The 26750-nt window shown below is 73.5% G+C and carries 24 protein-coding genes; 15 read left to right on the forward strand and 9 right to left on the reverse strand.

From position 1 onward, the window contains the following. Nucleotides 1-85: 85 nt before the first annotated feature. From AAH979_RS21655 to AAH979_RS21665, 3 genes are all read left to right on the forward strand, one after another. Nucleotides 86-1003: an NlpC/P60 family protein gene (locus tag AAH979_RS21655; protein ID WP_346259934.1), complete on the forward strand. Its 918-nt coding sequence runs from the start codon at nucleotides 86-88 to the stop codon at nucleotides 1001-1003. A 171-nt stretch (nucleotides 1004-1174) separates the two neighbouring features. After that, complete coding sequence (locus AAH979_RS21660) at nucleotides 1175-4444, forward strand: BTAD domain-containing putative transcriptional regulator (RefSeq protein ID WP_346259935.1); 3270 nt, start codon at nucleotides 1175-1177, stop codon at nucleotides 4442-4444. A gap of 163 nt (nucleotides 4445-4607) precedes the next feature. After that, nucleotides 4608-5138, forward strand: coding sequence for an RDD family protein (locus AAH979_RS21665; protein ID WP_346259936.1), 531 nt, complete (start codon nucleotides 4608-4610; stop codon nucleotides 5136-5138). Nucleotides 5139-5206: 68 nt separating this feature from the next. Here AAH979_RS21665 and AAH979_RS21670 read toward each other — a convergent pair whose 3' ends face one another. Then, a complete protein-coding gene (locus AAH979_RS21670) occupies nucleotides 5207-5758 on the reverse strand; it encodes a GNAT family protein (protein WP_346259937.1) in 552 nt (183 codons plus the stop codon). A 181-nt stretch (nucleotides 5759-5939) separates the two neighbouring features. Here AAH979_RS21670 and AAH979_RS21675 point away from each other — a divergent pair, with 181 nt between their 5' ends. Both AAH979_RS21675 and AAH979_RS21680 read left to right on the forward strand, forming a co-directional pair. Then, nucleotides 5940-6161, forward strand: a complete 222-nt coding sequence (locus AAH979_RS21675) for an Lrp/AsnC ligand binding domain-containing protein (protein ID WP_346260029.1) — start codon at nucleotides 5940-5942, stop codon at nucleotides 6159-6161. Between the two features lie 460 nt (nucleotides 6162-6621). After that, nucleotides 6622-7062, forward strand: coding sequence for a hypothetical protein (locus tag AAH979_RS21680; RefSeq protein WP_346259938.1), 441 nt, complete (start codon nucleotides 6622-6624; stop codon nucleotides 7060-7062). A gap of 47 nt (nucleotides 7063-7109) precedes the next feature. Here AAH979_RS21680 and AAH979_RS21685 read toward each other — a convergent pair whose 3' ends face one another. Both AAH979_RS21685 and AAH979_RS21690 read right to left on the reverse strand, forming a co-directional pair. Beyond that, the gene (locus AAH979_RS21685) at nucleotides 7110-7988 is read right to left on the reverse strand and encodes a hypothetical protein (RefSeq protein ID WP_346259939.1); all 879 of its coding nucleotides are present in this window, start codon (nucleotides 7986-7988) and stop codon (nucleotides 7110-7112) included. A 264-nt stretch (nucleotides 7989-8252) separates the two neighbouring features. Beyond that, complete coding sequence (locus tag AAH979_RS21690) at nucleotides 8253-9434, reverse strand: alanine racemase (protein ID WP_346259940.1); 1182 nt, start codon at nucleotides 9432-9434, stop codon at nucleotides 8253-8255. 657 nt (nucleotides 9435-10091) lie between these two features. Here AAH979_RS21690 and AAH979_RS21695 point away from each other — a divergent pair. Further along, a complete protein-coding gene (locus AAH979_RS21695) occupies nucleotides 10092-13109 on the forward strand; it encodes a BTAD domain-containing putative transcriptional regulator (RefSeq protein ID WP_346259941.1) in 3018 nt (1005 codons plus the stop codon). Nucleotides 13110-13249: 140 nt separating this feature from the next. Continuing rightward, on the forward strand, nucleotides 13250-13810 hold the full coding sequence (locus AAH979_RS21700; protein WP_346259942.1) for a GNAT family N-acetyltransferase: 561 nt from the start codon (nucleotides 13250-13252) through the stop codon (nucleotides 13808-13810). An 86-nt stretch (nucleotides 13811-13896) separates the two neighbouring features. On the opposite strand, the gene AAH979_RS21705 is transcribed toward AAH979_RS21700, so the two are convergent. Continuing rightward, nucleotides 13897-14286, reverse strand: a complete 390-nt coding sequence (locus AAH979_RS21705) for a VOC family protein (protein WP_346259943.1) — start codon at nucleotides 14284-14286, stop codon at nucleotides 13897-13899. A 258-nt stretch (nucleotides 14287-14544) separates the two neighbouring features. Between AAH979_RS21705 and AAH979_RS21710 the strand changes: the two genes are divergently transcribed. Both AAH979_RS21710 and AAH979_RS21715 read left to right on the forward strand, forming a co-directional pair. Beyond that, on the forward strand, nucleotides 14545-16773 hold the full coding sequence (locus AAH979_RS21710) for a transporter substrate-binding domain-containing protein (protein WP_346259944.1): 2229 nt from the start codon (nucleotides 14545-14547) through the stop codon (nucleotides 16771-16773). 92 nt (nucleotides 16774-16865) lie between these two features. Then, nucleotides 16866-17654 carry a hypothetical protein gene (locus tag AAH979_RS21715; protein ID WP_346259945.1) on the forward strand — a complete coding sequence of 263 codons (789 nt, stop codon included), beginning with the start codon at nucleotides 16866-16868 and terminating at the stop codon, nucleotides 17652-17654. A 50-nt stretch (nucleotides 17655-17704) separates the two neighbouring features. Here the strand turns inward: AAH979_RS21715 and AAH979_RS21720 are convergent, their stop codons facing one another. After that, nucleotides 17705-18469 carry a CDP-alcohol phosphatidyltransferase family protein gene (locus AAH979_RS21720; RefSeq protein ID WP_346259946.1) on the reverse strand — a complete coding sequence of 255 codons (765 nt, stop codon included), beginning with the start codon at nucleotides 18467-18469 and terminating at the stop codon, nucleotides 17705-17707. Nucleotides 18470-18648: 179 nt separating this feature from the next. Here AAH979_RS21720 and AAH979_RS21725 point away from each other — a divergent pair, with 179 nt between their 5' ends. The 5 genes from AAH979_RS21725 to AAH979_RS21745 all read left to right on the forward strand — a co-directional run bounded on the left by AAH979_RS21725 (nucleotide 18649) and on the right by AAH979_RS21745 (nucleotide 23421). Beyond that, nucleotides 18649-19623 carry a zinc-binding alcohol dehydrogenase gene (locus tag AAH979_RS21725; protein WP_346259947.1) on the forward strand — a complete coding sequence of 325 codons (975 nt, stop codon included), beginning with the start codon at nucleotides 18649-18651 and terminating at the stop codon, nucleotides 19621-19623. 43 nt (nucleotides 19624-19666) lie between these two features. After that, a complete protein-coding gene (locus AAH979_RS21730; protein WP_346259948.1) occupies nucleotides 19667-20065 on the forward strand; it encodes a 6-carboxytetrahydropterin synthase in 399 nt (132 codons plus the stop codon). Between the two features lie 50 nt (nucleotides 20066-20115). Then, the gene (locus AAH979_RS21735; RefSeq protein ID WP_346260030.1) at nucleotides 20116-21297 is read left to right on the forward strand and encodes a glycosyltransferase family 4 protein; all 1182 of its coding nucleotides are present in this window, start codon (nucleotides 20116-20118) and stop codon (nucleotides 21295-21297) included. Next, complete coding sequence (locus AAH979_RS21740; protein WP_346259949.1) at nucleotides 21290-22150, forward strand: class I SAM-dependent methyltransferase; 861 nt, start codon at nucleotides 21290-21292, stop codon at nucleotides 22148-22150. Before AAH979_RS21735 ends, AAH979_RS21740 begins: the two co-directional genes overlap by 8 nt. A 143-nt stretch (nucleotides 22151-22293) precedes the next feature. Next, the gene (locus tag AAH979_RS21745; protein ID WP_346259950.1) at nucleotides 22294-23421 is read left to right on the forward strand and encodes a lysylphosphatidylglycerol synthase transmembrane domain-containing protein; all 1128 of its coding nucleotides are present in this window, start codon (nucleotides 22294-22296) and stop codon (nucleotides 23419-23421) included. 95 nt (nucleotides 23422-23516) lie between these two features. Here AAH979_RS21745 and AAH979_RS21750 read toward each other — a convergent pair whose 3' ends face one another. Continuing rightward, complete coding sequence (locus tag AAH979_RS21750; RefSeq protein ID WP_346259951.1) at nucleotides 23517-24209, reverse strand: dihydrofolate reductase family protein; 693 nt, start codon at nucleotides 24207-24209, stop codon at nucleotides 23517-23519. Between the two features lie 227 nt (nucleotides 24210-24436). Between AAH979_RS21750 and ribA the strand changes: the two genes are divergently transcribed. After that, a complete protein-coding gene (gene ribA, locus AAH979_RS21755) occupies nucleotides 24437-25144 on the forward strand; it encodes a GTP cyclohydrolase II (protein ID WP_346259952.1) in 708 nt (235 codons plus the stop codon). A 94-nt stretch (nucleotides 25145-25238) separates the two neighbouring features. Here the strand turns inward: ribA and AAH979_RS21760 are convergent, their stop codons facing one another. The 3 genes from AAH979_RS21760 to AAH979_RS21770 are packed head-to-tail and all read right to left on the reverse strand — an operon-like array spanning nucleotide 25239 to nucleotide 26743. Next, nucleotides 25239-25856 (reverse strand): suppressor of fused domain protein, encoded by a 618-nt coding sequence (locus AAH979_RS21760; protein ID WP_346259953.1) that lies wholly within the window; start codon nucleotides 25854-25856, stop codon nucleotides 25239-25241. Continuing rightward, on the reverse strand, nucleotides 25822-26268 hold the full coding sequence (locus AAH979_RS21765; RefSeq protein ID WP_346259954.1) for an HNH/ENDO VII family nuclease: 447 nt from the start codon (nucleotides 26266-26268) through the stop codon (nucleotides 25822-25824). The genes AAH979_RS21760 and AAH979_RS21765 overlap by 35 nt, the downstream gene beginning before the upstream one ends. Further along, entirely contained in the window at nucleotides 26261-26743 is a 483-nt protein-coding gene (locus tag AAH979_RS21770) for a hypothetical protein (RefSeq protein WP_346259955.1), read from the reverse strand. The genes AAH979_RS21765 and AAH979_RS21770 overlap by 8 nt, the downstream gene beginning before the upstream one ends. Between the last annotated feature and the right edge of the window lie 7 nt (nucleotides 26744-26750).

The raw sequence follows: 26750 nt of genomic DNA on the forward strand, positions 1-26750 counted from the left end.
CACCTTCCCGATCTTCTGTCGAAAGTGACAGGACGCCAGGGGCCGCGAGTCTCGCCGACCCCGCGATGAAAAGGAGATCCCCACCGTGCAGAGAAAACATCTGAAACCCAGAATCACGACGTCGATCGTGGCCTTCCTCGTCGCGGCCTCCAGTGCCGTCTTCGTGGCCGCGCCTCCGGCGTCCGCCGACGGTCTGAGCAACCCGAGCGGCACGCTCACCGTCTCCTGCCCGGGCGCCGAAGCCTTCATCCAGGTCGACTGGAAAGGCGCGAACATGGTGACCATCCGGTGGCGTGTCGACGACACCGGCACGGCGGCCAACTTCTCTCCGGTGCTGCGGATCCAGGCCCACGACTCCGACCACACCGCGGCGCCCTTCGTCTTCCCCGGCGACAACGCCTACTACATCCTCAAGTCCGGTAACGGCACCCACGAGGTCGGCCTCAAGTCCGACTGGAACCCCAGCAACCTCGCCGACATCAATCACCTTGCGGTGAGGGTCCAGAACGGGACGACCGAGCAGGGGACCGCCTGCTTCCAGGAGAGGAACATCTTCAACTGGACCAGGATTGCCTATCGGAAAGCCGTCGACAAGCAGGGTGCCGACTACCTCTTGGGTGGTACGGGTCCGGACTATGACTGCTCGGGGCTCGTACTCACCTCTTACAACCAGGTCGGGAACTTCCCCGACTTCGACATGAGCAGTGTCCGTACCGCAGAGCAGATCTACAACTGGGCTCGGACACACACCTCTCCCGCGAAGAAGTACGCCAAGCAGGTTCCGGCCGCGGACCTGAAGATCGGTGATCTGCTCTTCTACACGAACACCGCCGACAACGGCCGCTTCATCACACACGTCGCCTTCTGGGCCGGGGACAACACCCTCTACGACGCCCACAGCCCCGGGGTTCCCGTCGGTTTCCACGCCAACACCTCGTGGTGGAGCAGCCGCTTGGTCGCCGCCTACCGCATCCTCGGCGTTTCGGACGTCGCCAGCGGGTGACGTAGTTCCTCCGCCAGATCGGCGGAGCACCGGGACACCGATCCCGGCGTCCTGTTCCAGCCAGGACGCCGGGATCGGCGCACGTCTTCCTGTGCTGGTCAGCGGCACATAGGATGGGCCGGTGCCGCGAAGATCGCAGTGCAACGATCTGACCACCCAGTGTGGGTACGAGTGACGGCGACAAGCTTCGGCGGGCTGCTTCGCGCTCATCGCCGCCGTACCGGAGTGACGCAACGGCAACTCGCCGACCGGGCGGGCATGAGCGCGGGCGCGATCCGCGATCTGGAACAGGGCAGGACGAGAAGCCCGAAGCGGGACTCGGTCCAGGCCATCGCCACCGCACTCGGGTTGAGCGGACCCGACGTCGAGCAACTGCACGCCGCTGCCGAGGCCCATCGCGTACGGCGCGCCGGAGCCGGTCCGGTCCGTGCCGGCCCGCTGCGCATCCGTGTGCTCGGTCCGATCGAGGTCTGGCACGGGGATGTCCAGGCATCCCTCGGCTCCGACCTACAGCGCACGCTGCTCGCGCGGCTCGCACTCGGCGCCGGCGCGGCGGTCGCCCAGGACGAACTGATCGAACTTCTGTGGCAGCACGGTGAAGTCCAGAACCCCGTGAACCTGCTGCACACGCACGTCGCCAGGTTGCGGCGGCTGCTTGACTCCGACGCGCGGACCGACAGCGTACTCGTCGGCGGTCAGACCGGGTACCGGCTCGCGGTCACCGCCGATCAGCTAGACCTGCTGGCGTTCCGCGATCTCACCGCGCGGGCGGCGTACGACGCGCCGGAGGCGGCGTTGACCCGGCTCGCCGAGGCCGTCGCGCTGTGGCGCGGCGAGATCGACGCGGAGCGGGTGGCGTCGAGCCCGCTCTACACCGCCATAGCCACCGAGTACGCCGGCACCGTCCAGGCGTTCGCCACTCTGGCGCGTGATCTCGGCAAGCCGGAACGGGCGCTGAGACCGGTGCTGAAGCTTGCGAATCGGCGCGAGCTGGACGAGCCGCTGCACGTCGAGCTGATCCTGACCCTGGCCGCGAGCGGGCGGCAGGCAGAGGCGCTCGCGGCGTACGACCGGATCCGGTCCGCACTCGCCGACCAGCTCGGCATCGATCCTGGCGAGCGGCTGCGCTCCGCCCAGCTCGCGGTGCTCCGGCAGCGGGAGCGGCACGCCCGACGGACAACGGGGCGGATCGCGGTCCAGCAGGCGCCCGCCCCGCCGCCGGACTTCGTCGGCAGGGCGGACGAAATGGCCGTGATCGAGGCTGCGCTCGCCAGAACGGGCCAGCAGGCCGGACCGCCCTCGTCCCGGATCGTCCTGATCGACGGCATCGCCGGAGTCGGTAAGACAGCGCTCGCGCTCGCCGCCGCGCACCGGTTGCGCACGAGGTATCCCGACGGTCAGCTCTACGCCGATCTGCGCGGCACCTCCGCGACCGCGCCGGACCCGATGCGGGTGCTCGGCCGGTTTCTCCGCGCGCTCGGCGTGCCGAGCAGGCGGATCGGGACCGACGAGACCGAGGCGGCCGCGTTGTTCCGCAGCGAGCTCGCCGACCGGCGGATGCTGGTACTGCTGGACAACGCACATGACGCCGACCAGGTCCGGCCGCTGCTGCCGGGTGCGGGCGGCAGCGACTTGATCGTGACCAGCCGGCGCAGGATGCTCGACCTCGCCGGGGCGAGCGTCGTCCACCTCGAACCGCTCAACCCGGCGGAGTCGATCACCCTGATCGCCGCGACCGCGGGGTCCCACCGGATCGACGCCGATCCCGACGCGGCCGGTGCGCTCGCCGAGGCCTGCGCGCGGCTGCCGCTCGCGCTGCGCATCGCGAGCGCGCGACTGGGCACCCGGCAGGCGTGGACCATCGGCGACCTGACTCGCCGGCTGCACGACGACAACCGCAGACTCACCGAGTTGTCCACTGGTGAGTCGAGCGTGCTCACCAGTTTCCAGCTCAGCTACGCCGACCTGAGCGCTGCGGCCCGGCGCGCGTTCCGGCTGTGCGGCCTGCACCCCGGCGACGACTTCGGCGCCGACAGCGCCGCGGTCCTGCTGGCGATGCCGGCGGCCGAGGCCGACCGCGTACTGGAGGACCTGCTCGAGGCGAACATGCTGATGCAGTACGCGACGGACCGCTACCGGTTCCACGACCTGCTGGGCCTGTACGCCCGCCGGCTGCTCACCGAGGACGCCGAGGGCGAAACCGCGCGCTCCCGGCTGTACACCTGGTACGCCGACGCGGTGACGGCCGCGATGGAGTGGGTGTACCCGCAGCTCGTCCGGCTCGACACGCATCCGGAGCGGGACACGTTCTTCGCCACCGAGGCCGACGCGCTCGCCTGGCTGGACGTCGAGCTGCCCGCGTTGGTCGCCGTCGTCAGGCACACGGCGGGATCCGCCGACCGTGCGCTGTCCTGGCGGATCACCGACCAGCTCCGTGGGTACTTCCTGATCCGCCGGCACATCGACGGCTGGCTGCCCGCGGCGGAGGCAGGTCTGGACGCGGCCGCCCGCGCCGGCGACGACGTCGCGCGGACCGCGATGTTGATCAGCCGTGGCCAGGCGCTGTGGTCGGTCGGCCGGGACGAGGAGGCGCTGTCCGACTGCCTCGCCGGCGAGCAGCTCGCGATGACCACCGGCTGGACGACGGCCGCAGCGTACCTCTCCCATCAGATCGGGTGGCTCTATCTGGAGCAGGGCAAGCTCGCCGGCGCGGAGCAGTGGTTGCACCGCGCGCTTGAGTTGACCGAGGACGACCACCTCGGCCACGTGCGGGCGGTCGCGCTCAACGGACTCGGGGTGATGCGGATGTGCCAGGGCGAGCTGTGGGACGCCGCCGAACTGCTCAACGCGGCACTGAAGATCAACGAGGTGACCGGCCGGGAGACGTCCGCGCTGGCCAATCGGGGCAACCTGGCGAGCGCGCTCCGTCAGCTCGGTGCGGAGGCGCGCGCCTCCGAACTGCTCACCGACGTGCTCGCGGCGTACCGGGAGGGATCGAACCAGCGCGGCGAGCTGTCCACTTTAGATGAGTTGAGCCAGCTGTACCGGGAGCGCGGAGACGCCGCCACCGCGCTGGAGGTGGCCAGCCGGGCGCACGACATGGCGATCGCGGTCCACGACAGGAAGGCCACTGCGCAGACCTCGGCCACTGTGGCGGAGGCATACCTCGCGCTCGGCAACACCAGAGCGGCCGCCCAGTGGTTCGAGCACTGCGTGACGATCGCGCACCACGCCTACCCGTTCGTGGAGGCACGGGCACTGGTCGGCCTCGCCACCGCCCGGCTCTCGGCAGCTGACCCTACCTCGGCGAGCTACGCTGCCCAGCAGGCCGTGGCGATCGCCGGCTCCTGCGGTTTCCGGCTGCTCGAAAGGCGGGCGTTGGCGGCACTGCACGCGTCGACCCGGTCAACGCACCAGGCGGCGGCCGGCGTGCAGTGGTGAACCCCGCGGGGTGGAGTTCCTTTGTGGCGGGTGCCCTGCTAATAGTGTCAACGTGACCGACCAACCTCCATATCCGTCGCAGCAGCCCCAGTACCCGTCGCAGCAGCCCGAGCCGTCATACCAGCAGATTCGGCAATATCCCCCGCCGTCCGCGGAGTACGAGATGGCACAGCCGGCCTACCCGGTGCCGGTCGCCCCGGATGGACGACCGCTGGCCGGTCTGGGTCAGCGGCTCGGCGCCCGAATCATCGATTCGATCATCGTCATGGTGGCCCTGCTGGTGGTGGCCGGGATCATCATCGGCGGCGGCGTCGCGCTTCTCTCCGCCGCCATCGGCGAGGACTCGCCGATCCTGCCGATCACGGCGATTGTCGGCATCATCGCGATTGTCGTCGGCCTCCAGTACGTATACGAGATCGAGATCCCGCTGCGCTGGAACGGACAGACCCTGGGCAAGCGAATGCTGAAGGTCGCGGTCACGCCGCTGGAGGCGGGTACTCCACTCCGCCGCGGACAACTGACCTACCGGTACCTGGTGATGCTGGGTTTCAACCTGCTGTCGAACTGCTACATCGGGCTCTTGGACCCGCTGTGGTGCCTGTGGGACAAGCCTTACCGGCAGTGCCTGCACGACAAGCCAGCGAAGACGGTGGTCGTCAAGGTCGATCCGGCCGCGCAACCCCCGCGGTACTGAGCCCGATTCCCCCGCCGTCCCATCCGGAGGCGCGGCCAAGCCGACAGGTCCACTGCCGCGCAATCCGGCTACCGGCCTCGCCACTCCTCCGCGAGCAGTCCGTAGATCACGTTGTCCGCCCAGACGCCCTTCGTCCAGTAGTCCCGGCGCAGATGTGCCTCCTTCACCATGCCGACCCGCTCGCACAGCCGGGCCGACGCCTCGTTCAACGCGTTGAGTTGGGCGATCACCCGGTGCATCCCGCAGTGCTCGAAGGCGACACCGAGGAACGCGCGTACCGCCTCGGTGGCGAAGCCACGGCCGGAGGCCGACGGGTGGAAGGCCCAGCCCAGCTCGCCCCGGGACAGCGTCTCGTCCGCCGGCCACAGGATCAGGTCGCCGACGACCTCGCCCTGGTGCTCCACCACCACCGCCAGGCGGGAGTCGATTCCCGTGAGGCTCAGGTAGTGGATCCGCTTGCCGACCATCTCGGCGGTGAACTCCCGCGTCCACGGCTCCCAGGGGATGTAGCGGGCGACCATCGGGTCGCTGTAGTACGTGTAGAGCGCGTCGACGTCGTCGGCTCGGTACTGGCGGAGCAGCAGTCGCTCGGTACGGATCGGCAGTGCCAGGTCAGACATGTCCCCCAGTATCAAACCGACGGCTGCCGACAGCAGCATCGCCGGGCACGACGAAGCCACTGACCCGCTCGTCGGGAGCGGCGGGCGGCGCCGCCGGGCGACCGGGCCCGGCTCGGGCTGGACCTGACGGTCTTCATCGAACTGAAGGTCGGGCAGCACCCCCGGGAGACCGCCGCCCCGGATCGAGTCGGTGTTGACCGGCATCCCCGAGGTCGTCGCCTGTCACGTCATCTCCGGCTCCGCCGACTTCCTGGTCGAGGTGGCGGTGGCCAACCTCGCCGCGTACGAGCGGCTGCTCATCGACCAGATCCTGGCCATCCCGGCGGTCGTGGACACCCGCAGCACTTTCGCCATCCGCACGGTGAAGACCCGTGGACCTCTGCCGCTGACCCAGTTGCGCTGACCCGTCCGGCTGCTTTCCGGCCGGCCCGGCCGGCGGGGTTTCGGCAACTCTTCGATGACGATGAAATAGCAGGTCACCGGCCTGCTTCGGAGCTGAGCCGGCGGACCGGGGGCCAACCCGATCGTCCCGGGGCAGCGTGAAGCCGATCTGAAGCCGCCAACCGCCAGACTCAGCGGGCGGAGGTAGCGGGTCGGCCGCGAAACCGGGCACGGGCGGAGCCGGTCGGCGGCGAACCCGGCACGGGCGGAGCCGGCCGGCGGCGCAACCGGAGCGCTCCCCGGCCGGAGGGGCGAACCGGAGAACGTCCGGCGGCAAGGAGGCCAGGGCATGAATATCTCGTCGGTAGGTACCGCCCCGGACCGAGGCGCCGCGCTGGCAGGCCGTCCGGCACCGCTGGCCGAGCCTGCTCGGACTGGCGGTCGCCGTACCGCAACTGGTGCTCGGCGCGGATCACGAGTCGGTGGCCATCGTGGTCGGTGTGGCCACGCTCTGCTACCTCGGCGCCGCCGCGTTCGACCGGCCGTGGGTGGCCTGGGCGGGAATTCCGGGCGGGAGCCTGGTGATCGCGGTCAGCAAGATCACCGGACTGGCCTGGTGGGCCGGTCTCGGCGTCGCGGCGGTCGCGCTGGTCCTCGTCGGCCTGCTCGGCCGGGCACCCCGTCCCGCGTTCACCGCGCAGGTCGGGGCCCTGATCGGGTACGGCGGCCTCGCCGTGGCCACGCTCGCCGTCGCGCCCCGCGCCGGACTGGTACTGGCCGGCCTGCTACTGGCGAGCCACGGAGTGTGGGACCTCGTCCACTACCGGCGCAACCAGGTCGTGCCCCGGTCGCTGGCGGAGTTCTGCATGCTGCTGGACGTGCCGTTGGGACTCGGAGTTGTCGTCCTCGCCTTCCTCGACTGATCGGGCCCCGGGCGGCGGTCGGGCCCGGCAACTCCCCGGCAGCAGAGTCAGGAATCCTGGTCAGCCGCTGCCACGGCGGCCATCCGGTAGCGGATCCGGGGATGCTTCAGCACGATGTCGACGGCCTCGGCCACCGTCTGCCACTGCGGCCGGCCGTCCACCGGCAGCACGTGCCAGCCCCACTCCCGCGCCGCCGCCCGGTACTCGTCGGCCATCGCCGCCTGGAACCGCAGGTACGACTCCGGCCCGGTCCGGCCGGTCACCGAGAGGTCGGCGCCGGGCTCGATTCGTCCGGTCTGCGACACCCGCCACCGGTACGCCAGCTCCGGATCGGCGTCGAGCAGGATGCCGATCTCCGGTTGCAGGTACGCGTCCCCGTAGGACGCCCGGACCGCGTCGACCAGGGTGTCCAGCGCGCCGGGTGGCATCGGCGGGTCGGGCATCCGCTGGGCGAGCCGCAGGGTACGGACGACGTTCTTCAGCGGAAACCCGTCCGACACGCAGACGGCGCCGCGCAGCAGGGCCGGCTGGATCAGCTCGGCCCGCAGCAGGTAGTGCCCGGCGAACTCGATGAGCGCGGAGACGACGATGCCGGGCTGCCGCACCCCGGGCGGGCCGCCGGGCAGGCCCTCGCCCAGCTTCGCGATGCCGGACGAGGCGAAGGCGGCCGCGACCGCCTCCTCGGCGGGGCGGCCGTGCACGGTGCTGCCCGCGTAGAACAGCCGCCACGCCTCCAGCGCCAGCAGTTCCAGGCTGGACCGGGGATAGCCGGCCGGCAGGCCGGTGCGGGACAGCGCGGCGTTCAGCCCGGGATCCACCACCTCCAGGCCGGCGTCGGCGAGTGTGCGGCGGAGTTGGCCGGCCAGGGTGGTTTTTCCGCAGCCGTCGATGCCCATCAGCGCGATGGAGACCCCGTCGGACGTCACGGCCGCTTGCACCCCCGTGGCTCGGGCCGGCACCGGTGGCGCACCGGCCGGTCGCGCGGAGCCGTCGGGGCCGGGGCGGGTCGACACAGACCACCGTGCCGTCCACCGGCCCGAGCGGCCGCCGCCTGTCCGGCAGCCTACCGCGAGTGGGGTCAGGGTCAGCGAGACCAGCGTCGCCACCAGGTCACATCGATATTCCACTACCCGGCCGGCGGCAGGAAGCCGGCGTACCACGTCGGGCTGACGCGGTGACGACCGCCTCGGCTACCAGCCGCGCAGCCGGGGCCAGATCTCCGTGACGGCTCCGGTGGCCGGGTCGAGCACCAGGTACTCGTCGTGCTGGGCGGCGGTCGCGCAGGCGTGGATCGGCAGGATCCGCACCCGGGTACCGACCGGAAGGTCGGGCAGCGCGGCGGGGCTGCCCGGGCGGACGGTCAGGATGCCGTGTTCCTGGCTGGCGTCGGTCATCAGCAGGTCCGGATAGAGCGGCCCGTCGAGCCGGGCGACCAGGCCGTAACCCTGGTCGACGGGCTGTGCCGAGGTGCCCCGGTCGCGCGAGGTGGCCATCCAGCCGCCGTCGGTGACGATCCAGCCCTTCTCCGGCTGGTGGCCGATGACCGTGACCACCACGGACATCGCGAGGTCGTCGACGGTGCAGACGCCGATCCCGGCCATCACCAGGTCGAAGAAGACGAAGTTGCCGGCCCGGACCTCGGTGACCCCGGTGAGGTCCGCCGCGAAGTGCGCCGTCGGGGTCGAGCCGACGCTCACCACCGGCGCGGCGAAGCCGGCGGCCCGGAGCCCGGCGGCGGCCCGGACGGCGGCGGCCCGTTCGTTCTCCGCCGCCGCGACCAGTTCCGCCCGGGACCGGCTGTGGTAGGACCCGCCCGCGTGCAGCAGCACGCCCCGGGCCTCGGCTCCGCCCCGCTCCAGCGTCTCGGCGATCCGCACCGCCGTCGGGTCGTCCGGGCGTAGCCCGGCCCGGTGCCCGTCGCAGTCGATCTCGATCAGCGCCGGAACGCGTACCCCGGTCCGGGTCGAGACGGCGGCCACCGCCTCGGCCTGGGCGACGCTGTCCAGCAGCACCTGGAGGTACACCCCGGCGCGGTGCAGCGCCACCACCCGGTCCAGCTTCTGCGGGGCGAGCCCGACGGCGTACAGGATGTCGGTGTAGCCCTGCGCGGCGAAGACCTCCGCCTCGCGCAGTGTCGACACGGTGATCGGCCCCGGCTCGCCGTCGAAGAGCAGCCGGGCGACCGCCAGCGACTTCGCCGTCTTGACGTGCGGGCGCAGCGGGGTGCCCAACCCGGCCAGCCGGGAGCGGAGCCGCGCGATGTTCCGGCCCACCCGCTCCGGGTCGACCACCAGGAACGGGGTCTCGGGCTGGCCCTCGGCGGGCCGGGCCTCGCCGGCCGGCGCCGGACGGGTGTCACTGGTCAGGGGCACGACGACTCTCCTCCGCGTTGCGCGGCCAAGTCTAGGCGGACCGCCCTGGTCCGGGCCGGACCCGCCCGCGTCCGGGTGCCCGCCCGCACCCGTCCGCGGGCAACCTCGGGTCAGCGGGTCGCCGCCAACCCGTCCGTCCGGAGCGTTCCCGGCCTGAATCGGCTGATCGCCCCGACCCACGAGCGGCGCCCGGTCACCCGCCGGCCTGTTCCGGCTGTCATCGCCGCTCCTCCATTCGTCGGATCGGTCCGCCGTCCGGTCGTCGGTCCGCCGTGCGGTCGTCGGTCCGGTGGCGCCCGGTGCCCGGCACGTAACGGGCACGGGCTCCGGTCGGCGCTCCTGCCGCCGGCCACGCCCGGGAACGGAGTCGGATGCGTGACAGGGCGGCTGGTCCGGACCAACGACCGGGCGGTGAACCGGCCGGCGCCACCCCCCGTTGAGCGAGCCGACCACCAGTCGTTCCGTCCGCTCCGGACGCCCCCGCCGCCCGGTCGTGGCCCGAACCAATGTGGACACGGAAAAGGTATCGAGGCGTTATGGAGCGGATCAGGAGCAGAACCGGCAGTGCCGCGCGTCGATGACCAGGCAGAATGGAGCGTATCCGGCATCGGCGACGCAGCCGGCGTTATCGGTGCCGGTCGGTGGGGGGCAGGGTCAGTGCGGGACGTGGCCTGGGGACAGTACGTGCGGCGCCGGCGCAAGGAACTGGGCTGGACCCAGGAGGAGCTGGCCCGGCGTGCCGGGCTGAGCGTGCGGACGGTACGCAACGTCGAGGGCGAGCGCCCCGGCGCCGATCGGGGCGCCTCGGTCCACCAGCTCGCCAGGGCCCTGGGGCTGCGCGGAGACGACCTCGACCAGCCGGAGCCGAGTGAGCCGGCCGGTGCGGTGCGGCTCGCCGTGCTCGGTCCGCTGCGGTTGAGCCGGGGCGGCCGGCCGGTACCGCTGACCGCGGCGAAACCGCGCTGCATGCTCGCCCTGCTCGCCATCCAGCCCGGTACCGACGTCGGCCGCGACGAGATCGCCGACGTGCTGTGGCCGGACACCCCACCGGCGACCTGGCAGAACCTGCTGCACACGTACGCGGCCCGGCTGCGCCGGCTGCTGCCGGCCGGGCCGGGGGCGCCGCGGATCGACAGCACCGCCGTCGGCTACCGGCTCTCCGCCGACGCCCGACAGCTGGACGTACTCCGGTTCCGGCAGCTCACCGAGGACACCGGCACGGGCCGGCCGGACGCCGAGCGGCTGGCCGAGGCGCTGGACTGCTGGCGGGGCCCGGTCGGCGCCGACCTGCCGGACCAGCTCGGACAGCACCCGGCCGCGGTCGCCCTGCACCAGCGCCGGATCACCGCCGCGCTGGACTACGCCGACCTGGCCCTGGCCGAGGGGGAGGCGGCGGCGGTGGTGCGCCGGCTCGGCGTACTCGTGGACGTGGAACCGGTGCACGAGCCGCTGCACGCACGACTGGTCCGCGCACTCGCCGGATCCGGCCAGCGGGCCGCAGCGGTCGACGCGTTCCACCGGATCCGTGCCCGGCTCGACGACGAGCTGGGGCTCTATCCGGGTGCCGAGCTGGCGGCGGCCCTCGACCACGCGCTCCGGGACGACCAGCGGGACGCCCCGCCCCCGGCACCCCCGCCCGCGCAACTGCCGACCCGGGTGGCGGCGTTCGTCGGGCGCACCGGCGAGCTGGCCGAGCTGGACAAACTGCTCTCCGCCGAGGAGCCGGGCGCGACGGTCGCGCTGATCCACGGTACGGCCGGGGTGGGCAAGACCACCCTCGCCGTGCACTGGGCGCACCGGGTGGCGTCGCACTTTCCGGACGGGCAGCTCCACCTCAACCTCCGGGGATACGACCGGGCCGGTGCCGTGCTCGAACCGGCGGCGGCGACCCGGGCCTTCCTGGAGGCCCTCGGGGTACGCCCCGAGCGGATCCCGGAGAGCTACCTCGGGCAGCAGGGGCTCTATCGCAGCCTGATCGCCGACCGCCGGCTGCTGGTGCTGCTGGACAACGCCCGGGACGCCGAGCAGGTCCGGCCGCTGCTGCCCACCGCCGCCGGCAGCATGGCCCTGGTCACCAGCCGGGACAGCCTGCTCGGGCTGGTCGCCACCGACCGCGCGCACCCCGTCCCGCTCGGCCTGTTCACCCTCGACGAGGCCCGGGACTTCCTCGCCGACCGGATCAGCGACGACCGGGTCGGCACCGAGCCGGAGGCGGTCGAGCAGCTCATCGGCTGGTGCGCCCGGCTGCCACTCGCGCTCGCCATCACCGCCGCGCTGGCGGTGTCGCACCCGGGACAGTCGCTGGCCTCGCTCGCCGCCGAGCTGGCGGAGGCCGGCGACCTCGACACCCTCAGCGCCGGTGACCCGGCCACCGACCTGCGCGCGGTCTTCTTCTGCTCGTACCGGACGCTGAGCGTCGAGGGGGCGCGACTCTTCCGGCACCTCGGGCTGCACCCGGGGCCGACGATCACCGTGCCGGCCGCGGCCAGCCTGCTCGGTGCCACCCGCCGGACCGTCCGGCGCCTGCTCGACGAACTGCACCGGGCGCACCTCGTCGCCACCGACGAGCCCGGCCGGTACGCCCTGCACGACCTGCTGCGGGCCTACGCCGGAGAACTCGCCGAGGCCGGCGTCCCGCCGGCCGAGCGTGCCGAGGCGCTGGACCGCATCCTCGACCACTACCTGCACACCGCGTACGAGGCCGACCGGCGGCTCTACGTCCGCAGCGATTCCATCACCCTGGCGGAGCCGGCACCCGGGGCCGAGCCGGAGCGGTTCGCCGACGGGACGTCGGCGCTCGCCTGGTTCGACGCCGAACGGCTGGTCCTGCTCCGGGTGATCGACCTGGCCGCCGACGCCGGCCGGGCCACCCACACCTGGCAGCTCGCCTGGTCGGTCAGCATGTTCCTCAACCGGCGGGTGCACTGGCAGGACTGGGTGCACGCGCAGCAGCGGGCCCTGGAGTCGAACGCGGACCGCGACGACCTCGGGCAGGCGCAGGCACACCGCTTCCTGGGCCTGGTCTACCTGCGGATGTCCCGGGCCGACGAGGCGCACGAGCAGCTCCGGCAGGCCCTCGCCCTGTTCCGTCAGCTCGGTGACCCGGCCGGCGAGGCGAGCACCGAGCGCGGCATCGGCCGCGCGTACGCCCGGCAGGGCCGGCACGACCGGGCGTTGGCGCACACCGAGCGGGCCCTCGAACTGTTCCGGGCCGCCGGTAACCGGGTGGGCGCGGCGAGCGCGCTGAACGCCACCGGGTGGTACCACGCGCAGCTCGGCGATTATCACGTCGCGCTCCAGCGGTGCCGGGAGGCGGTCCGGCTGCACGAGGAACAGAAGGACGTCAGTGGGCTGGCCAACGCCTGGGACAGCCTCGGGTACGCGTACCACGGGCTCGGCAACCACGCGGACGCCATCGCCTGCTATCAGCGTGCGGTCGAGTTCTTCCGGGCCGCCGACGACCGGTACGGCGAGACCGACGCGCTGACCAGTCTCGGCGACACCCAGCTCGACGCCGGCAACCCGGGAGCGGCGCTGACCGCGTGGCGGGCGGCGCTGGCCATCCTCACCGACATCGGCCACCCCGACGCGGCGCGGGTACGCACCCGGATCGCCGGCCTGGGCCGTCCCGGCGGGCCGGGCGTCCCTGCCGGACAGCCGTCCCACCGGACCTGACGAAGGTTCCGGGTGGGCACCCGGCCGGCCTGTCCCAGCCGGAGCGGAAATGCGCGGGAGCCGCGCGAGGCCGGCTGGTAGCGTCCGGTGGTCGACGGGGCCGGGCGTGCGGGCGGCCGGCGCGACGGCGGGAGTGGCGGATGAACGTGGCGGCGGTGTCGTTCCGGGATGCGAACGTCGGTGACGCCGAGCGGGTCGCCGGGCTGCACGCCGACAGTTGGCGCCGGCACTACCGGGGTGCGTACACGGACTCCTATCTGGACGGTGACGTGTTCGCCGACCGGCTGGCGGTCTGGTCGGCCCGGCTGGCGGACCCGGCACCGCAGGGGGTCACGGTGCTCGCCGAGATCGCCGGGGAGTTCGCCGGCTTCGTCCACGTCATCCTCGACGACGACGCCCGGTGGGGCTCCCTGGTGGACAACCTGCACGTGGCCCGGGCCCACCACCGGCACGGCATCGGCGCCGCGCTGATGCGCCGGGCGGCCGGCACGGTGCTGGAGCGCGGCGCCACGGACGCGATGTACCTGTGGGTGCTGGAGCAGAACACCGCCGCCCGGGCCTTCTACTCGGCGCTCGGCGGCCGCGTCGCCGAGCGGTCGTACACCCGGCCGCCGGGCGACGTACCGGGCCGGCTCAACGGCCGCCCGGCCAAGCTGCGCTGCGTCTGGCCGGACGCGGGCGCCCTGCTCCCGCCGGGATAGCCCGGGCGGTACGGCGGAGGCGGCACCGGACGTAGGCCCTCGCCGTAGGCGCCGTCCGGGGCCCGGACGGCGCCGGACGTCACCGGTCAGCGTGGCGGGCCGGCGACCCCGATCAGGTTGCCCTCGGGATCGGTGAAGTGCCCGACCGCGAGCGGCCCGCCGCTGGCCGGTGCCGGCCCCAGCACCCGGGTCCCGCCGAGGCTCTCGGCCTTGCGCAGAGCCGCCTCGACGTCGGGGACACCCACGTAGAACAGGACCCGGCGCTGGTATCCGGCACCGCCGCCGACACCGCCGTTGATCCCGGTGCCGTCGCCGGTCGCGCTCCCGTCGACGAATCCGTACTCGCCCGGCGCGGAGACCGCCTCGGTGGCGGCGTCGCCGACGCCGAACCGCCAGCCGAAGAGTTCACCGTAGTAGCTGCGGAGCGCCGCCGGATCGGCGCCGATGATCTCGAAGTGCACCACCTGCTGTCCCATGATCTTCCTTTCCAGGTCACGATGTCGCGCCCTCGGTCGTCGGCGCGGCGGCACCCTTGGGGCACCACGCAGCAGAGGTCGGAGCCGCCATCCCGTTCTCGACCTCCGTCGCCGGAACCCCGTCCTCGCCGACGGCGCCACGACCGCGACAGCGCATCAGGCCGGGACGGCCGGGGACTTCCTCGGCCGTCCCGGCGTCGGGGACGTCCGGCGCGGGCCGGACGTCCCCGGCCATCGACGGCCGACTAGGCTGCCGGGGTGGCGGACGGAGGGTTCCGGCTGAGTGTCGACTACGGCACGTCGCACACCGTGGCTGTGCTGCGCTGGCCGGACGGGCGTACCCGTCCGCTGCTGTTCGATGGGTCGCCGCTGCTCTCCTCGGCCACCTGTGTCGAGGACGGCGGCACGGTCCTGTCCGGTCAGGACGCCACCGGCGCCGCCCGGCGGTGGCCACAGGGCTTCGAGCCGTACCCGAAGCGGCGCATCGGCGACGGCACTGTGTGGCTCGGCAACCGGGAGGTCTCCGTCACCTCGCTGGTGGTCGCCACGCTGGCCCGGGTCGCCGACGAGGCCGCCCGGGTCGCGGGGCCGGGCTGGCCCGGATCCGCGCTGCTCACCGTGCCCGCCACCTGGGGGCCGACCCGGCGGGCGCTGCTGGTGGCCGCCGCCGTCGAGGCCGGCCTGCCCGAGCCCCGGCTCGCCGCCGAGCCGGTCGCCGCCGCGAGCTACCTGGTGGGGGCCGGTGAACTGGCCGTGCCGGCCGGTGGTCACGTCGCCATCTACGACCTCGGCGCGGGCACCTTCGACGCGACCGTGGTCCGCCGCACCGCGACGGGCGGCTTCACCGTGCTGGCCACCGACGGACTGCCGCAGACCGGCGGGCTTGACCTCGACGCGGCGCTCGTCGGGTACGTCGGTCGACTGCTGGCGGACCGCGATCCGGTCCGGTGGCGGCGGCTGACCGCACCGGACGACGACACCGACCGCCGCGCCGCACTGACCCTCTGGGACGAGGCCCGCCGGGCGAAGGAGAGCCTGAGCCGGACCTCGGTCGGTTACCTGCACGTCCCGCTCTTCGACGAGTCGGTGCCGGTCGGCCGGGAGGAGTTCGAACGACTGGCCCGGGTGGTGCTGGACCGGACCGTCGAGGTGACGGTGGCGGCGGTCCGCTCGGCCGGCCCCGGAGCGGGACCGGCCACGATCGTCCTGGTCGGGGGTGCGAGCCGGATCCCGCTGGCGGCCACCCTGCTGCACCGGGCCCTCGGGGTGGCGCCGGTCGTCACCGAGCAGCCGGAACTCGTGGTGGCCGAGGGTGCCCTCTCGGTGCCGCCGGACGACATGCTGCCGGCCGGCCCGGCCACACCACCGCCCGGCCCACCGGCCCCATCGCCGCCCGGCCCACCACCGACCACCCCTCCGGCCCCATCGCCGCCCGGCCCACCACCGACCACCCCTCCGGCCCCATCGCCGCCCGGCCCACCACCGACCACCCCTCCGGCCCCACTGCCCAGCACGTCCACTCCGGTATCGGGGGCCGATCCGTCGACCGCCGTCACGGTCCGGTCGGTGCCTACGGGCCGGTCGGTGCCGTCCCGGGGACGCGGCCGGGTCCTGCTCGCCGGGGTGCTCGTGCTGGCCGTGCTGACCGTGCTGGCCGTCGCCGTGGTACTGCGCCCGTGGGACCGGCCCGGCGGTCGGGCCGCCGACCCCACGCAGCCGACGCCGACCTTCGCCGACGGCACCACGATGCGACGATTGCAGGAGGCGCGGCGGATCACGATCGGCAGCAGGTTCGACCTGCCCGGCACCGGTTACCGCGAACCGGACGGGACCATGACGGGATTCGACGTGGAGATCGGCCGGCTGATCGCCACCGAACTCGGCCTCGACCCCGCCGACGTGCAGTGGACGGAGGCTCCGTCGACGGTCCGGGAAGAGCTCATCGAGCAGGGCCGGGTCGACCTCGTCATCGCCACCTACACCATCACCGAGGCCCGCACCCAACGGGTCGCGTTCGCCGGGCCGTACCACCTACCGGGGCAGCGACTGCTGGTACGCGCCGACGAGACCACGATCACCGGCCCGGAGTCGCTGCTCAAGGGCCGCCGGACCTGCACCGTCACCGGAACTCCACACGGCAGCCAGCTCGAAGATCAGCTCGGTGGCCAGTCGTTGGCGCTGACGTCGCTCGGCACCTACCAGGAGTGCGCGGAGCGGCTCGCCGCCGCCGGGGTCGACGCGATCGCCGGGGACGGACCGACCCTGGTGGGCCTGGTCGCCGGCAACACCGCGCGGTTCCGGCTGGTGGGCCCGGCGTTCGCCCCGCAGCCGTACGGGATCGGCCTGCGCCGGGGTGACGAGCCGTTCCGGGCCTGGCTCGCCGAGACGTTGCAGCGGATCATCGCCGACGGTCGCTGGCGGGCCGCCTGGCAGGGCACCCTCGGCCGCTACGACGAGCAGGAGCCGACCGTTCCCGAGGTCCGCTGAGCGTCCCGGTGCCGGACGCGCCGGAACATTTCCGGCGACCGCTCCGGGCGAGCCGCGACCGCCGGAGCGGATCCCGGCCGAGAATGCAGGACATGTCGACGGTATCCGCGAGGCCGGACGGTGCGACCTGGTTGCCGCCCCGAGCCGGATCCCGGCCGGGGTCGGCCGCGAGGCCGCTCGCCGCCGGCTCGAACCTGGACTACTACCTGGTCCAGCCCGACAACCGGGACTTCGCCGGCCCGGCGGGGATCCTCGTCGAGGAGTTCCGGTTGGACGAAGACCATTCGGCGGTCCGGCTCGACAGCACCGGGTGGACGGCAGGCGGCTCCCGCTGGCAGGGCGCCTCGGCGTTCAGCCGGGGCATACGTACCGACGCCGCACTGCGTGACCGGGTCGTCGGCGCCAACCGGCAGGAAGTCGAGTTCGTCTACCGCCATCTCGGCGGGGGCGAACTGCCGGGCGAGGAGGTGCTGCGCGGATACTTCGACGCCGGCATCCGGCTGCCCACCTCCGCACCGCTGCGGCTGAACCCGGGCCCGGCCACCGCCGGCTTCGCCGAGACCCGGGTCTACCGGGTCTTCTTCACCGCCGGGCTCGACGCGGACGGCCTGACCGGACTGCTCGCCACTTGGCGGATGACGCCCGGGCACGGCACCACCGGCGTCCTGACCGGAGTCGCCGGCACCGCTCGACGCCGGATCGGCGCCGACGCCTTCACCTGGGAACTGCGCCGGATCGGTGCCGGCGCCGCCTGGTGCCTGGACCTGACGGCCGACCTGGCCGGCAGCCGCGACGACGCCGTCGGTCCGCTGCTGCGCGAGCTGACCACGGCGGCCAGGATGGCGGGGCTGATCCCGGTGACGACCGAGCGCCTCCGCTGACCGTCCGTCACCTGCGGCCACGACGGACCGCGCGGACGGGTGGGAGATGTTCAGCGGAAACCGGCCGGCGCCGGGTCTCGGTGGCGGGCCCGCCACAGCCAGCCGACGTCCCGGCCGAAGGACCAGCAGAGCAGCGCCAGCGCCAGCCCGACCGAGGCGTACGCCAGCGACCCGGGCAGCAGGCCGGAACTCGCCACCGCGAGCACGATGCCCTGCATCGCGGCGACAGTCTTCCGGGAGAACCGGTGCGGCAGGGCCGCCTTGAGCCACGGCAGCGCCCAGGCGGCCGCGACGAAGGCGTACCGGAGGGCGCCGATCGCGAGTACCCAGGCGCCGAGGGACTGCGCGAGATAGGCGCTGAGCACCAGGATGAGGAAGGCGTCGACCTCCATGTCGAACCGGGCGCCGAGCGCGGAGGTCGTGCCGGTACGCCGGGCGACCTGACCGTCGACCCAGTCCAGCGCCAGCGCCACCCCCGCCACGGCGACCAGCAGCCCCACCGGGGCCGGCGACCAGAAGGAGGCCGCCACCAGCGCGGTCACCCCGCCGACCAGGGTGGCCCGGGCCAGGGTCACCTGGTTGGCCGCGCCGAGCATCCGGGCGCCGGACCGACGCATTCCACGGCCGAGCAGCAGCCAGGTGACCACCGCGTACGCCGAACCGGCCAACCAGCCGGCGGGGCCCAGCCCGACCGTGGCGGAGAGCGCCGCCAGCAGGACGAACTGGACGGCCAGCCCCACCGCCGGCCCGTCCACCTCCGCCGCCGAGCCCACCTGGACCGGTACGGGGCGGCCGCCGACGAGCGGCGGGGACACTGTCCGGTGCCGCGCGGGACGCAGACGGACCAGGGATGTTGCGATCGGGTGATCACTGACAGTCAACGTTCCTCCGTCACGGTTTGGCACGATCAACGTGCCGCGTATCGTTGCCGCTGCCCACCCCCGTGGAAACGGAAAACGTCCGCGTTCGGTTCATCGCGCCGGGAAAGGAGTTGATGACAGTGCGTGCCCGGGCCTTCTGGCTTGCCGCACCCGGCAGGGGCGAGATCCGGCCGGTGCCGCTGGCGCCGCCCGGTGCCGACGAGGTGCTGGTCCGCACCCTCCACTCCGGGCTGAGCCGGGGCACCGAGACGCTGGTCTTCGCCGGCAAGGTGCCACCCAGCCAGTACGCGACGATGCGCGCCCCGTTCCAGGACGGCGACTTTCCCGGCCCGGTGAAGTACGGCTACCTCAACGTCGGGCTCGTCGAGGCGGGACCGGAGCACCTGGTCGGCCGTACCGTCTTCTGCCTCTACCCGCACCAGACCCGGTACGTCGTGCCGGCGTCGGCGGTCACCGTCGTACCGGACGGGGTGCCGGCGGCCCGGGCGGTGCTCGCCGGCACCGTGGAGACCGCGGTGAACGCGCTCTGGGACGCCGCTCCCCTGGTCGGCGACCGGATCGCGGTCGTCGGGGCCGGGATGGTCGGCAGCGCCGTCGCCGGGGTCCTCGCCCGGTTCCCCGGCGCCCGGGTGCAACTGGTCGACGCGGATCCCGGCCGGGCGGGCGTCGCCGCCGCGCTCGGCGTCGACTTCGCGCTGCCCGCCGAGGCGGCCGGCGACCGTGACCTGGTGGTGCACGCCAGCGCCACCTCGGCCGGGCTGACCCGATCGCTGGAGCTGCTCGCCCCGGAGGGCACCGTGGTCGAACTGAGCTGGTACGGCGACCGCCAGGTGAGCGTGCCGCTCGGCGAGAACTTCCACTCCCGCCGACTGGTCGTTCGGAGCAGTCAGGTGGGCACGGTGTCACCGAACGTACGCGGACGGCGTACCTTCGCCGACCGGCTCGGGCTCGCCCTGGAACTGCTCGCCGACCCGGCCTTCGACGCCCTGATCACCGGCGCGTGCGACTTCGAGGAGCTGCCGGAGACACTCCCCCGGCTGGTCAGCGGCGAGCTGCCCGCCCTGTGCCACCGGGTCGACTATCCGTAGCTGCCACCGCGCATCCCGAGCGGAAACACCAGGAGGAGAATCCTTGTTCAGCATCACCGTCCGTGACCACATCATGATCGCGCACAGCTTCCGGGGTGAGGTCTTCGGCCCGGCGCAGAAGCTGCACGGGGCGACCTTCGTGGTGGACGCCACGTTCCGCCGTCCCGAACTCGACGCGGACAACATCGTCGTGGACATCGGGCTGGCCTCCGCACAGTTGGCCGAGGTGCTGGGCGAACTCAACTACCGCAACCTGGACGACGAGCCGTCACTGTCCGGGATCAACACCTCGACCGAGGCGCTCGCCCAGATCATCGCCGACCGGCTGGCCGACCGGGTGCACGCGGGCTCGCTCGGCGCGGGGGCGCGCGGGCTGACCGGGATCACCGTCACCCTGCACGAGTCGCACATCGCCTGGGCCAGCTACGAGCGGACCCTGTGACCGAACCGGATCCCGGCTGGCCGGGTGCGTCCGGAGACGGCGCCGGCGCGGTGAGCGCCGGGACCGCGTACGTGGTGCTGCCCGGTGACATCGACGATCCGGGCACCCCGAGCGGCGGCAACCACTACGACCGGCAGGTCATCACCGGGCTGACCGGGCTCGGCTGGCAGGTACGCGAACTCGCCGTACCGGGGAGTTGGCCCCGGCCCGCCGAGGCCGAGCGGGTGGCGCTGGCCGCCGCGCTCGCCGGCGTACCGGACGGCGCGGTGGTGCTGCTGGACGGGCTGGTCGCCTGCGGGGTACCGGAGGTCGTCGGTCCGGCAGCCGTTCGGCTCCGGCTGGCGGTGCTGGTGCATCTGCCGCTGGCCGACGAGACCGGGCTGCCGCCCGAGGTGGCGGCCCGGCTCGACGAGTGGGAACGGCGGACCCTGCGGGCCGCCCCGGCGGTCGTGGCGACCAGCGCCGGCACCGGGCGCCGGCTGGTGGAGCGGCACGGGCTGCCCGCCGCGCGGGTGCACATCGTGCCGCCCGGGGTCGCGGCCGCACCGCTGGCACCCGGTACGGACGGCGCCGCGAGCCTGCTCTGCGTCGCCTCGGTCATCCCGCGCAAGGGGCACGACGTACTGGTCGAGGCGCTGGCGGCGATGCCGGACCGGCCCTGGACCTGCCGCTGCGTCGGCCCCGTCGACCGCGATCCGGACCACGTCGACCGGCTGCGCCGGCTCGCCGGGGCGGCCGGGCTGGCCGACCGGATACGGTTCGTCGGGCCGCGTACCGGCACCGAGCTGGCCGCCGACTACGCCGCCGCCGACCTGCTGGTGCTGGCGTCCCGGGCCGAGCCGTACGGCATGGTCGTCACCGAGGCGCTGGCCCGGGGCATTCCGGTGCTGGGCAGCGCGGTGGACGGGCTGCCCGAGGCGGTCGGGCGGACGCCGGACGGCGCCGTACCCGGGCTGCTGGTGCCGCCCGGTGACCCGGCGGCGCTGGCCGGGGCGCTGCGCCGCTGGTTCGACGAGCCGGAGCTGCGGCACCGGCTCCGGGCCGCCGCCCGGGATCGCCGGGCCGACCTGCCCGGCTGGGAGGTCACCGCCGCTCGCCTCGGCGGGGTGCTGCACGCGCTGGCCAGGCAACCGGGACCGCCGCGGCAGCCAGCACCGGCCGGGGACGATCCGTCACCACGGGCCGGGGACGATCGTGGGAGGACCGCAGAAGTGAAGGGAAACCATGACTGAGCGCGGCGAGGGAACCGGGCAACCCGACGGCGGGGGCGACGATTCGCCGTACAGCCTGGCCTGGCTCGGCCTGCGGGAGCCGGCCGACGCCCGGGCCCGGGCCAGTGAGCTGGTCGAGCCGCTGCGCGGCCTGCCGACCGGCACCGGTCCGACGGTGATCCGGGACCTGGGCTGCGGCAGCGGTTCGATGGGGCGCTGGCTCGCCGGCCGGCTGCCCGGTCCGCAGCACTGGGTGCTGTACGACCGGGAAGCCGGGCTGCTCGACCACGCCCGGGACCACCTGCCGGCCACCGCCGCCGACGGCTCGCCGGTCAGCGTCCGGACCCGGGAGTGCGACCTCACCCGGCTGACCGCCGACGACCTCGCCGGGGCGTCGCTGGTCACCGCGTCCGCCCTGCTCGACCTGCTCAGCCTCGCCGAGGTGGAACGGCTCGTCACGGCCTGCGTCGACGCCGGCTGCCCGGCGCTGCTGACCCTCTCCGTGCTGGGCGAGGTGGAGTTCTCCCCGGCCGACCCGCTCGACGCCGAGATCACCGCCGCGTTCAACGCGCACCAGCGGCGCAGTACCGGCGGCCAGCGGCTGCTCGGCCCGGACGCCGTGCAGGCGACCGCCGAGGCGTTCCGCCGGCTCGGGGCGGAGGTGCGGGTCCGGCCCAGCCCGTGGCGGCTCGGCCCGGCGGAGGCGGAACTGACCGCGCAGTGGCTGCGCGGCTGGGTGGCGGCCGCCGTCGAGCAGCGGCCGGAGCTGGCCGCCCCGGCCGCCGGCTACCTGGAGCGTCGGCTCGGCGCCGCGACCGCCGGTGAGCTGCGGGTGGTCGTCGGGCACGCCGACCTGCTCGCCACGTACCGATGACCCCGTACCGAGCCGCTCGCCGCGAACGGATGAACCGCAGCCCCGGTTGCCTCGTATAACTGGCGAGAACCGACCGAAGGAGGCTGGCGGATGTGCAGGGCGAGGACGGCACGGCGGGGAGTTCCGGCGGACCGGGCGGCGTCGTGAGGCGTACGTGCTGGGCCTGGGCCCGACTGCTCGGCGGTGCCGCCATCCTCGGCTTCCTGCTGTGGCGGCTCGGCACCGGGGCGTTCCTGGACGGGCTGCGGGTGATCGACGCCGGCACCCTGCTCGCCGCGCTGGGGATCGGACTGCTGACCACGGTGTTCAGCGCCTGGCGCTGGTGCCTGGTGGCCCGGGGTCTCGGCATCCGGTTGCCGCTGGGCAGGGCGATCGCCGACTACTACCGGGGGCTCTTCCTCAACGCGGCCCTGCCGGGCGGCGTACTCGGGGACGTGCACCGGGCGGTGCGGCACGGCAAGGACGTGGACGACGTCGGCCGGGGTGTCCGGGCCGTGGTGCTGGAGCGCTCCGCCGGGCAGATCGTGCTGCTCACCGTCGGAGTGGTGGTGCTGCTGCTCGCCTATCCCGCCCCGCTGCTGGCCCGGGCCGGGCTCGGCCGGACCGGACCGCTGGTGGCCGCCGTCCTGGGGGCGGCCGGGGTGCTCGGTCTCGCCGGCTGGCTCGTCCTGCGGTCGCGACGGCGGCTCGACCGGCTCCGCCGCCGGGACGGGCAGCCTCCCGTCGCCCGGCGGGACGGTCCCGCTCCGGACGGCACCGACCCGGACGAGGCCCGGCTCGCGGGCTCGCGGTGGGTCCGGGCGTGCCGCACCGCCGTCTCCGACGTACGGCTCGGGCTGCTCGCCCGGCACAGTTGGCCGGGGGTCGCGCTCTCGTCCGCCGTGGTGCTGGCCGGACATCTCGGCACGTTCGTCGTCGCGGCCCGGGCCGCCGGGTCGTCGGCGCCGCTCACCCGGCTCGTACCGCTGATGTTGCTCGCCCTGATCGCGATGGCGCTGCCGCTGAACGTCGGCGGTTGGGGGCCCCGGGAGGGCGTCACCGCCTGGGCCTTCGGCGCCGCCGGGCTGGGCGCCTCGCTCGGCCTCACCGTCGCCGTGGTGTACGGGGTACTCGCCTTCGTCGCGAGCCTGCCCGGCGCGGCGGTACTGGTCGCGCGCTGGATCGGCCGGCTCCGCACGACCAGGACACCCGCCGCCACCGGTACGCCCGCCGCGACCGTGCCTGCCAACCGGGCGGCGCCCCGGCTCCGGCTACCCCGAGCGGTCGCGTGACCGGCGGCACGACCTGCCGCACGCCCTGCGCCGCCCCGGCCGGCCAGGCGGCTGTGCCCGCTCGCGGCCGGGTCGCTGCGCGCCGCGCTGACCGGTCACGTCGCGGCGAACCGTTCCGAGAGGGCGTAGCGCAACAGCACCACGTCGCCGATCTGGCAGACCTCGGCCAGCTCCGCCCGGCGGTCGGGTCCCCACGGGAACCGGCCGTCGCCGACGAAGCGCGGCGCCCGGGAGTCACCGACGAAGAAGGGCGCGACCACCAACTGCAACTCGTCGGCGAGTCCGGCGGTGAGGAACTGGGTATGGATCGTCCCGCCACCCTCGACCATCAGCCGAGCCACGCCCCGGGCGTGCAGGTCGGCCAGCACCAGTTCGAGGTCGACGGGATCGCCGCTGTCCACCACGGTCGCCACCTCGCCGAGGCGCTTGCGCGCTTCGTCCAGGCTGGCGCTCGCGCAGTAGACGAGCTTGTCGATGTCGCCGGTGACGAAGAACCGGGCGGTCGGGTCCAGGTCGGCCCGGCCGGTCACGGTCACCTTCATCGGGGTCGGCCGCAACCCCCGGGTCACCCGCTCGGCCCGGCGTTGCGGCGACCGGACCAGCAGGCGCGGATTGTCCTGCCGGACCGTACCCGCACCGACCAGGATCGCGTCGCATTCCGCCCGTACCGCGTCGACCCGGTCGAAGTCGGCGTCGTTGGAGAGCAGCAGCCGCGCCCCGGTGGCGTTGTCCAGGTAGCCGTCGATTGACATGCCGCAGCTGAGCAGTACGTACGGCCGGTCGCCCACTGATCGCACCTCTCCGTCGATGAACAGCCCGCGCGGTGGATCAGTCTTCCGCATCGTCGGCGCCCGTCCCCGCCGGCCTCGCCCCGATGCCCGTCGGGTGGCCCGCATCGGATGACCACGCACCGGGTACCAGCCTCCGCGCTCTTTCGATGCGCTCGCGGGCAGACCTCCGACAGAGGCACCCTAGATCGTCAGGGCGTACGCACCGACCCCAAGAGGGAGAACTGATGCCGCACACACCGCCCCAGGTAACCACCGCCGAGGCGCCCGAAACGCTCACCGCGCCCGGGCCGTTTCCGGCCGCCGCCGTGCGCCGGCAGGTGACCGTACCGCTCCGCTTCGCCGACGGCTACACCGCCACCGCGCGGGTCTTCACCTTCGACGGGCTGGTGGACGGCCGGGAGCATCTCGCGCTCGGTCTGGGCGACTGGCGGGGCAGGCTCGGCCAGTCCGTCAACGGCGCACCCGCGCCGCTGGTGCGGCCGCACAGCGAGTGCATGACCGGTGACGTGTTCGGCAGCCAGCGGTGCGACTGCGGCCCGCAACTTCGGGAGGCGGTCGAGCGGATCAGCGACCATGGCGGGTTCCTGCTCTACCTGCGGCAGGAGGGCCGGGGCATCGGGCTGTACGCGAAGCTCGACGCGTACGCCCTGCAGGACGTGGGGCTGGACACCTACGAGGCCAACGTGGCGCTCGGGCACGGCGAGGACGAGCGCGACTACACGGTGGCGGCGCAGATGCTCCGTACGCTCGGCGCGGACCGGATCGCGCTGCTGAGCAACAACCCGGACAAGGCGGAACAACTCGGCCGGCTCGGTGTGCAGGTCGCCGAGCGGGTCCCCACCGGGGTGCATCTGTCCGCCGCCAACGCCCGATATCTGAAGACGAAGGCCAACCACACCGCGCACACCATCGACCTGCCGCTCGCCGACTGAGCGGCGGTCCCGGGCTGGCCGGGGCACACCCCGTCCGGCCACCTGCCGACCGCGGGTCCGCCCCGGCCGGGAGGGCCCGGTCGCGGCCGGCGGCTCAGACCACCGGGGCCCGGTCGAGGTCGGTGATGTCGATCTCGTGCCGTTCGAAGAGTTCCTCCAGGGCCTCGGGACCGTTCTCCTCGGCGAAGTCCGCCTCGCTCTCGCTGACCGGTACGGCGAGCAGCCAGGCCACCGTCCTGCTGCCGACCACCATCGAGCCGAACTCCCGCTCCCAGAGATAGGGGTCGGTGAGGAAGAAGTGCGGTAACCGGGTGTCCGGCAGGTGCATGCGCAGCACCTCGCGGAAGCAGGCGCCCGGCTCCGGCTCCCAGCCGTCGTTGATCCAGAAGAACGCGGCGGTACTCAGCGCCTCGGCGAACTGCGGATGCAGGGCCGAGTCGGCGACGGCGAGCAGCTCGACGCCGAGCGGCGGGTCGACGTCCCTGGGGATGGCGACCTCGGAGAGGCCGATCGTGCAGTAGGCCGTGGTGTCCGGCCAGGGGTGGTCGGTGGAGTGCAGGATCGCCACCCTGCTCGCCCCGTCGGCGTCGAGGTATTCGACGACCCGTGGGCTGCCACCGAAGACCGCCGCGACGGTCTTCGCGATCACCTTGTTCTCGTTGCTGACGTTCGGCATGTCACGGCCCCAGGTAGTCGTCGGTATGGTCCTCACCTGCGTGACCTCGGTTCGACGATGGTAGCTCCGGCCGATAGTGCGACGGGTCGTTGTGCTCGTCGAGGAACTTCTTGCGGCCGATCCGCCGCCGGCGTGCGCTGGCCTGGTGCTTGCGGAACTCGTACCCGGGCTTGTGCCCCATGTCCCAGCGTGCCCACCGACGGATGACCTTGCCGGTCAACGGGTCCCGGACTTTGCCGTCCGGGCCCTTGTTCGCCTGCCACACCTTGTCGCGTACGCCCCGGCGGAAGGTCTTCGGCCGGCGGTAGGGATCCCGGCGCAGCTTGGCGCGTACGCTCTTGGCGACCGGCGGCAGCTTCTCGCCGTCCCGGACGACCGACCGGAGCGACCGCATCACGCCCTTGGCGGCGGCACCGGCGAGTCGCCGGCGCACCCGGCGTCTAACCATTGGCGATCTTCATGATCGCCTCGTTGAGCAGCCAGTCCAGGGCTCGTCGCAACGCCTCGCGCAGCAGGGCGACCCCGGCGGCGGCCAGACCACCGGTGGCGATCGCCGCCGCGATGGCCAGCACGGTCAGGCTGGCCTGGGCGATGATGTTGAGCTTGAGCGCCAGGACGATGGCGGCGCAGGTCAGCAGCCCGGCACCGACGATGTCCGCCCCGGTGGCACCGCCGGCCAGCCGCTGGGCCGGCGCGGCGTCCCTGGTCCAACTGGTCCGGAACACGTCCGCCGCCTCGGCCTGGGTCGCCGTCCAGACGCCGGCCGCCGCGCTGTTGGCGGCCTTCACCTCGGTGTCGAGTTGGCTCGACAGGCCACCCCAGGCCCGGCCCAGCTCGAACAGCTTGGTCTCGTCGCTCTCCGGCCAGTGGAAGCCGATGGTGGCGAGGAGCTCCACCAGGCTGGGCGGCAACTGGATCCCCATCGCGGGC

This window comes from Plantactinospora sp. ZYX-F-223 (assembly GCF_039649625.1).
Taxonomy (GTDB): domain Bacteria; phylum Actinomycetota; class Actinomycetes; order Mycobacteriales; family Micromonosporaceae; genus Plantactinospora.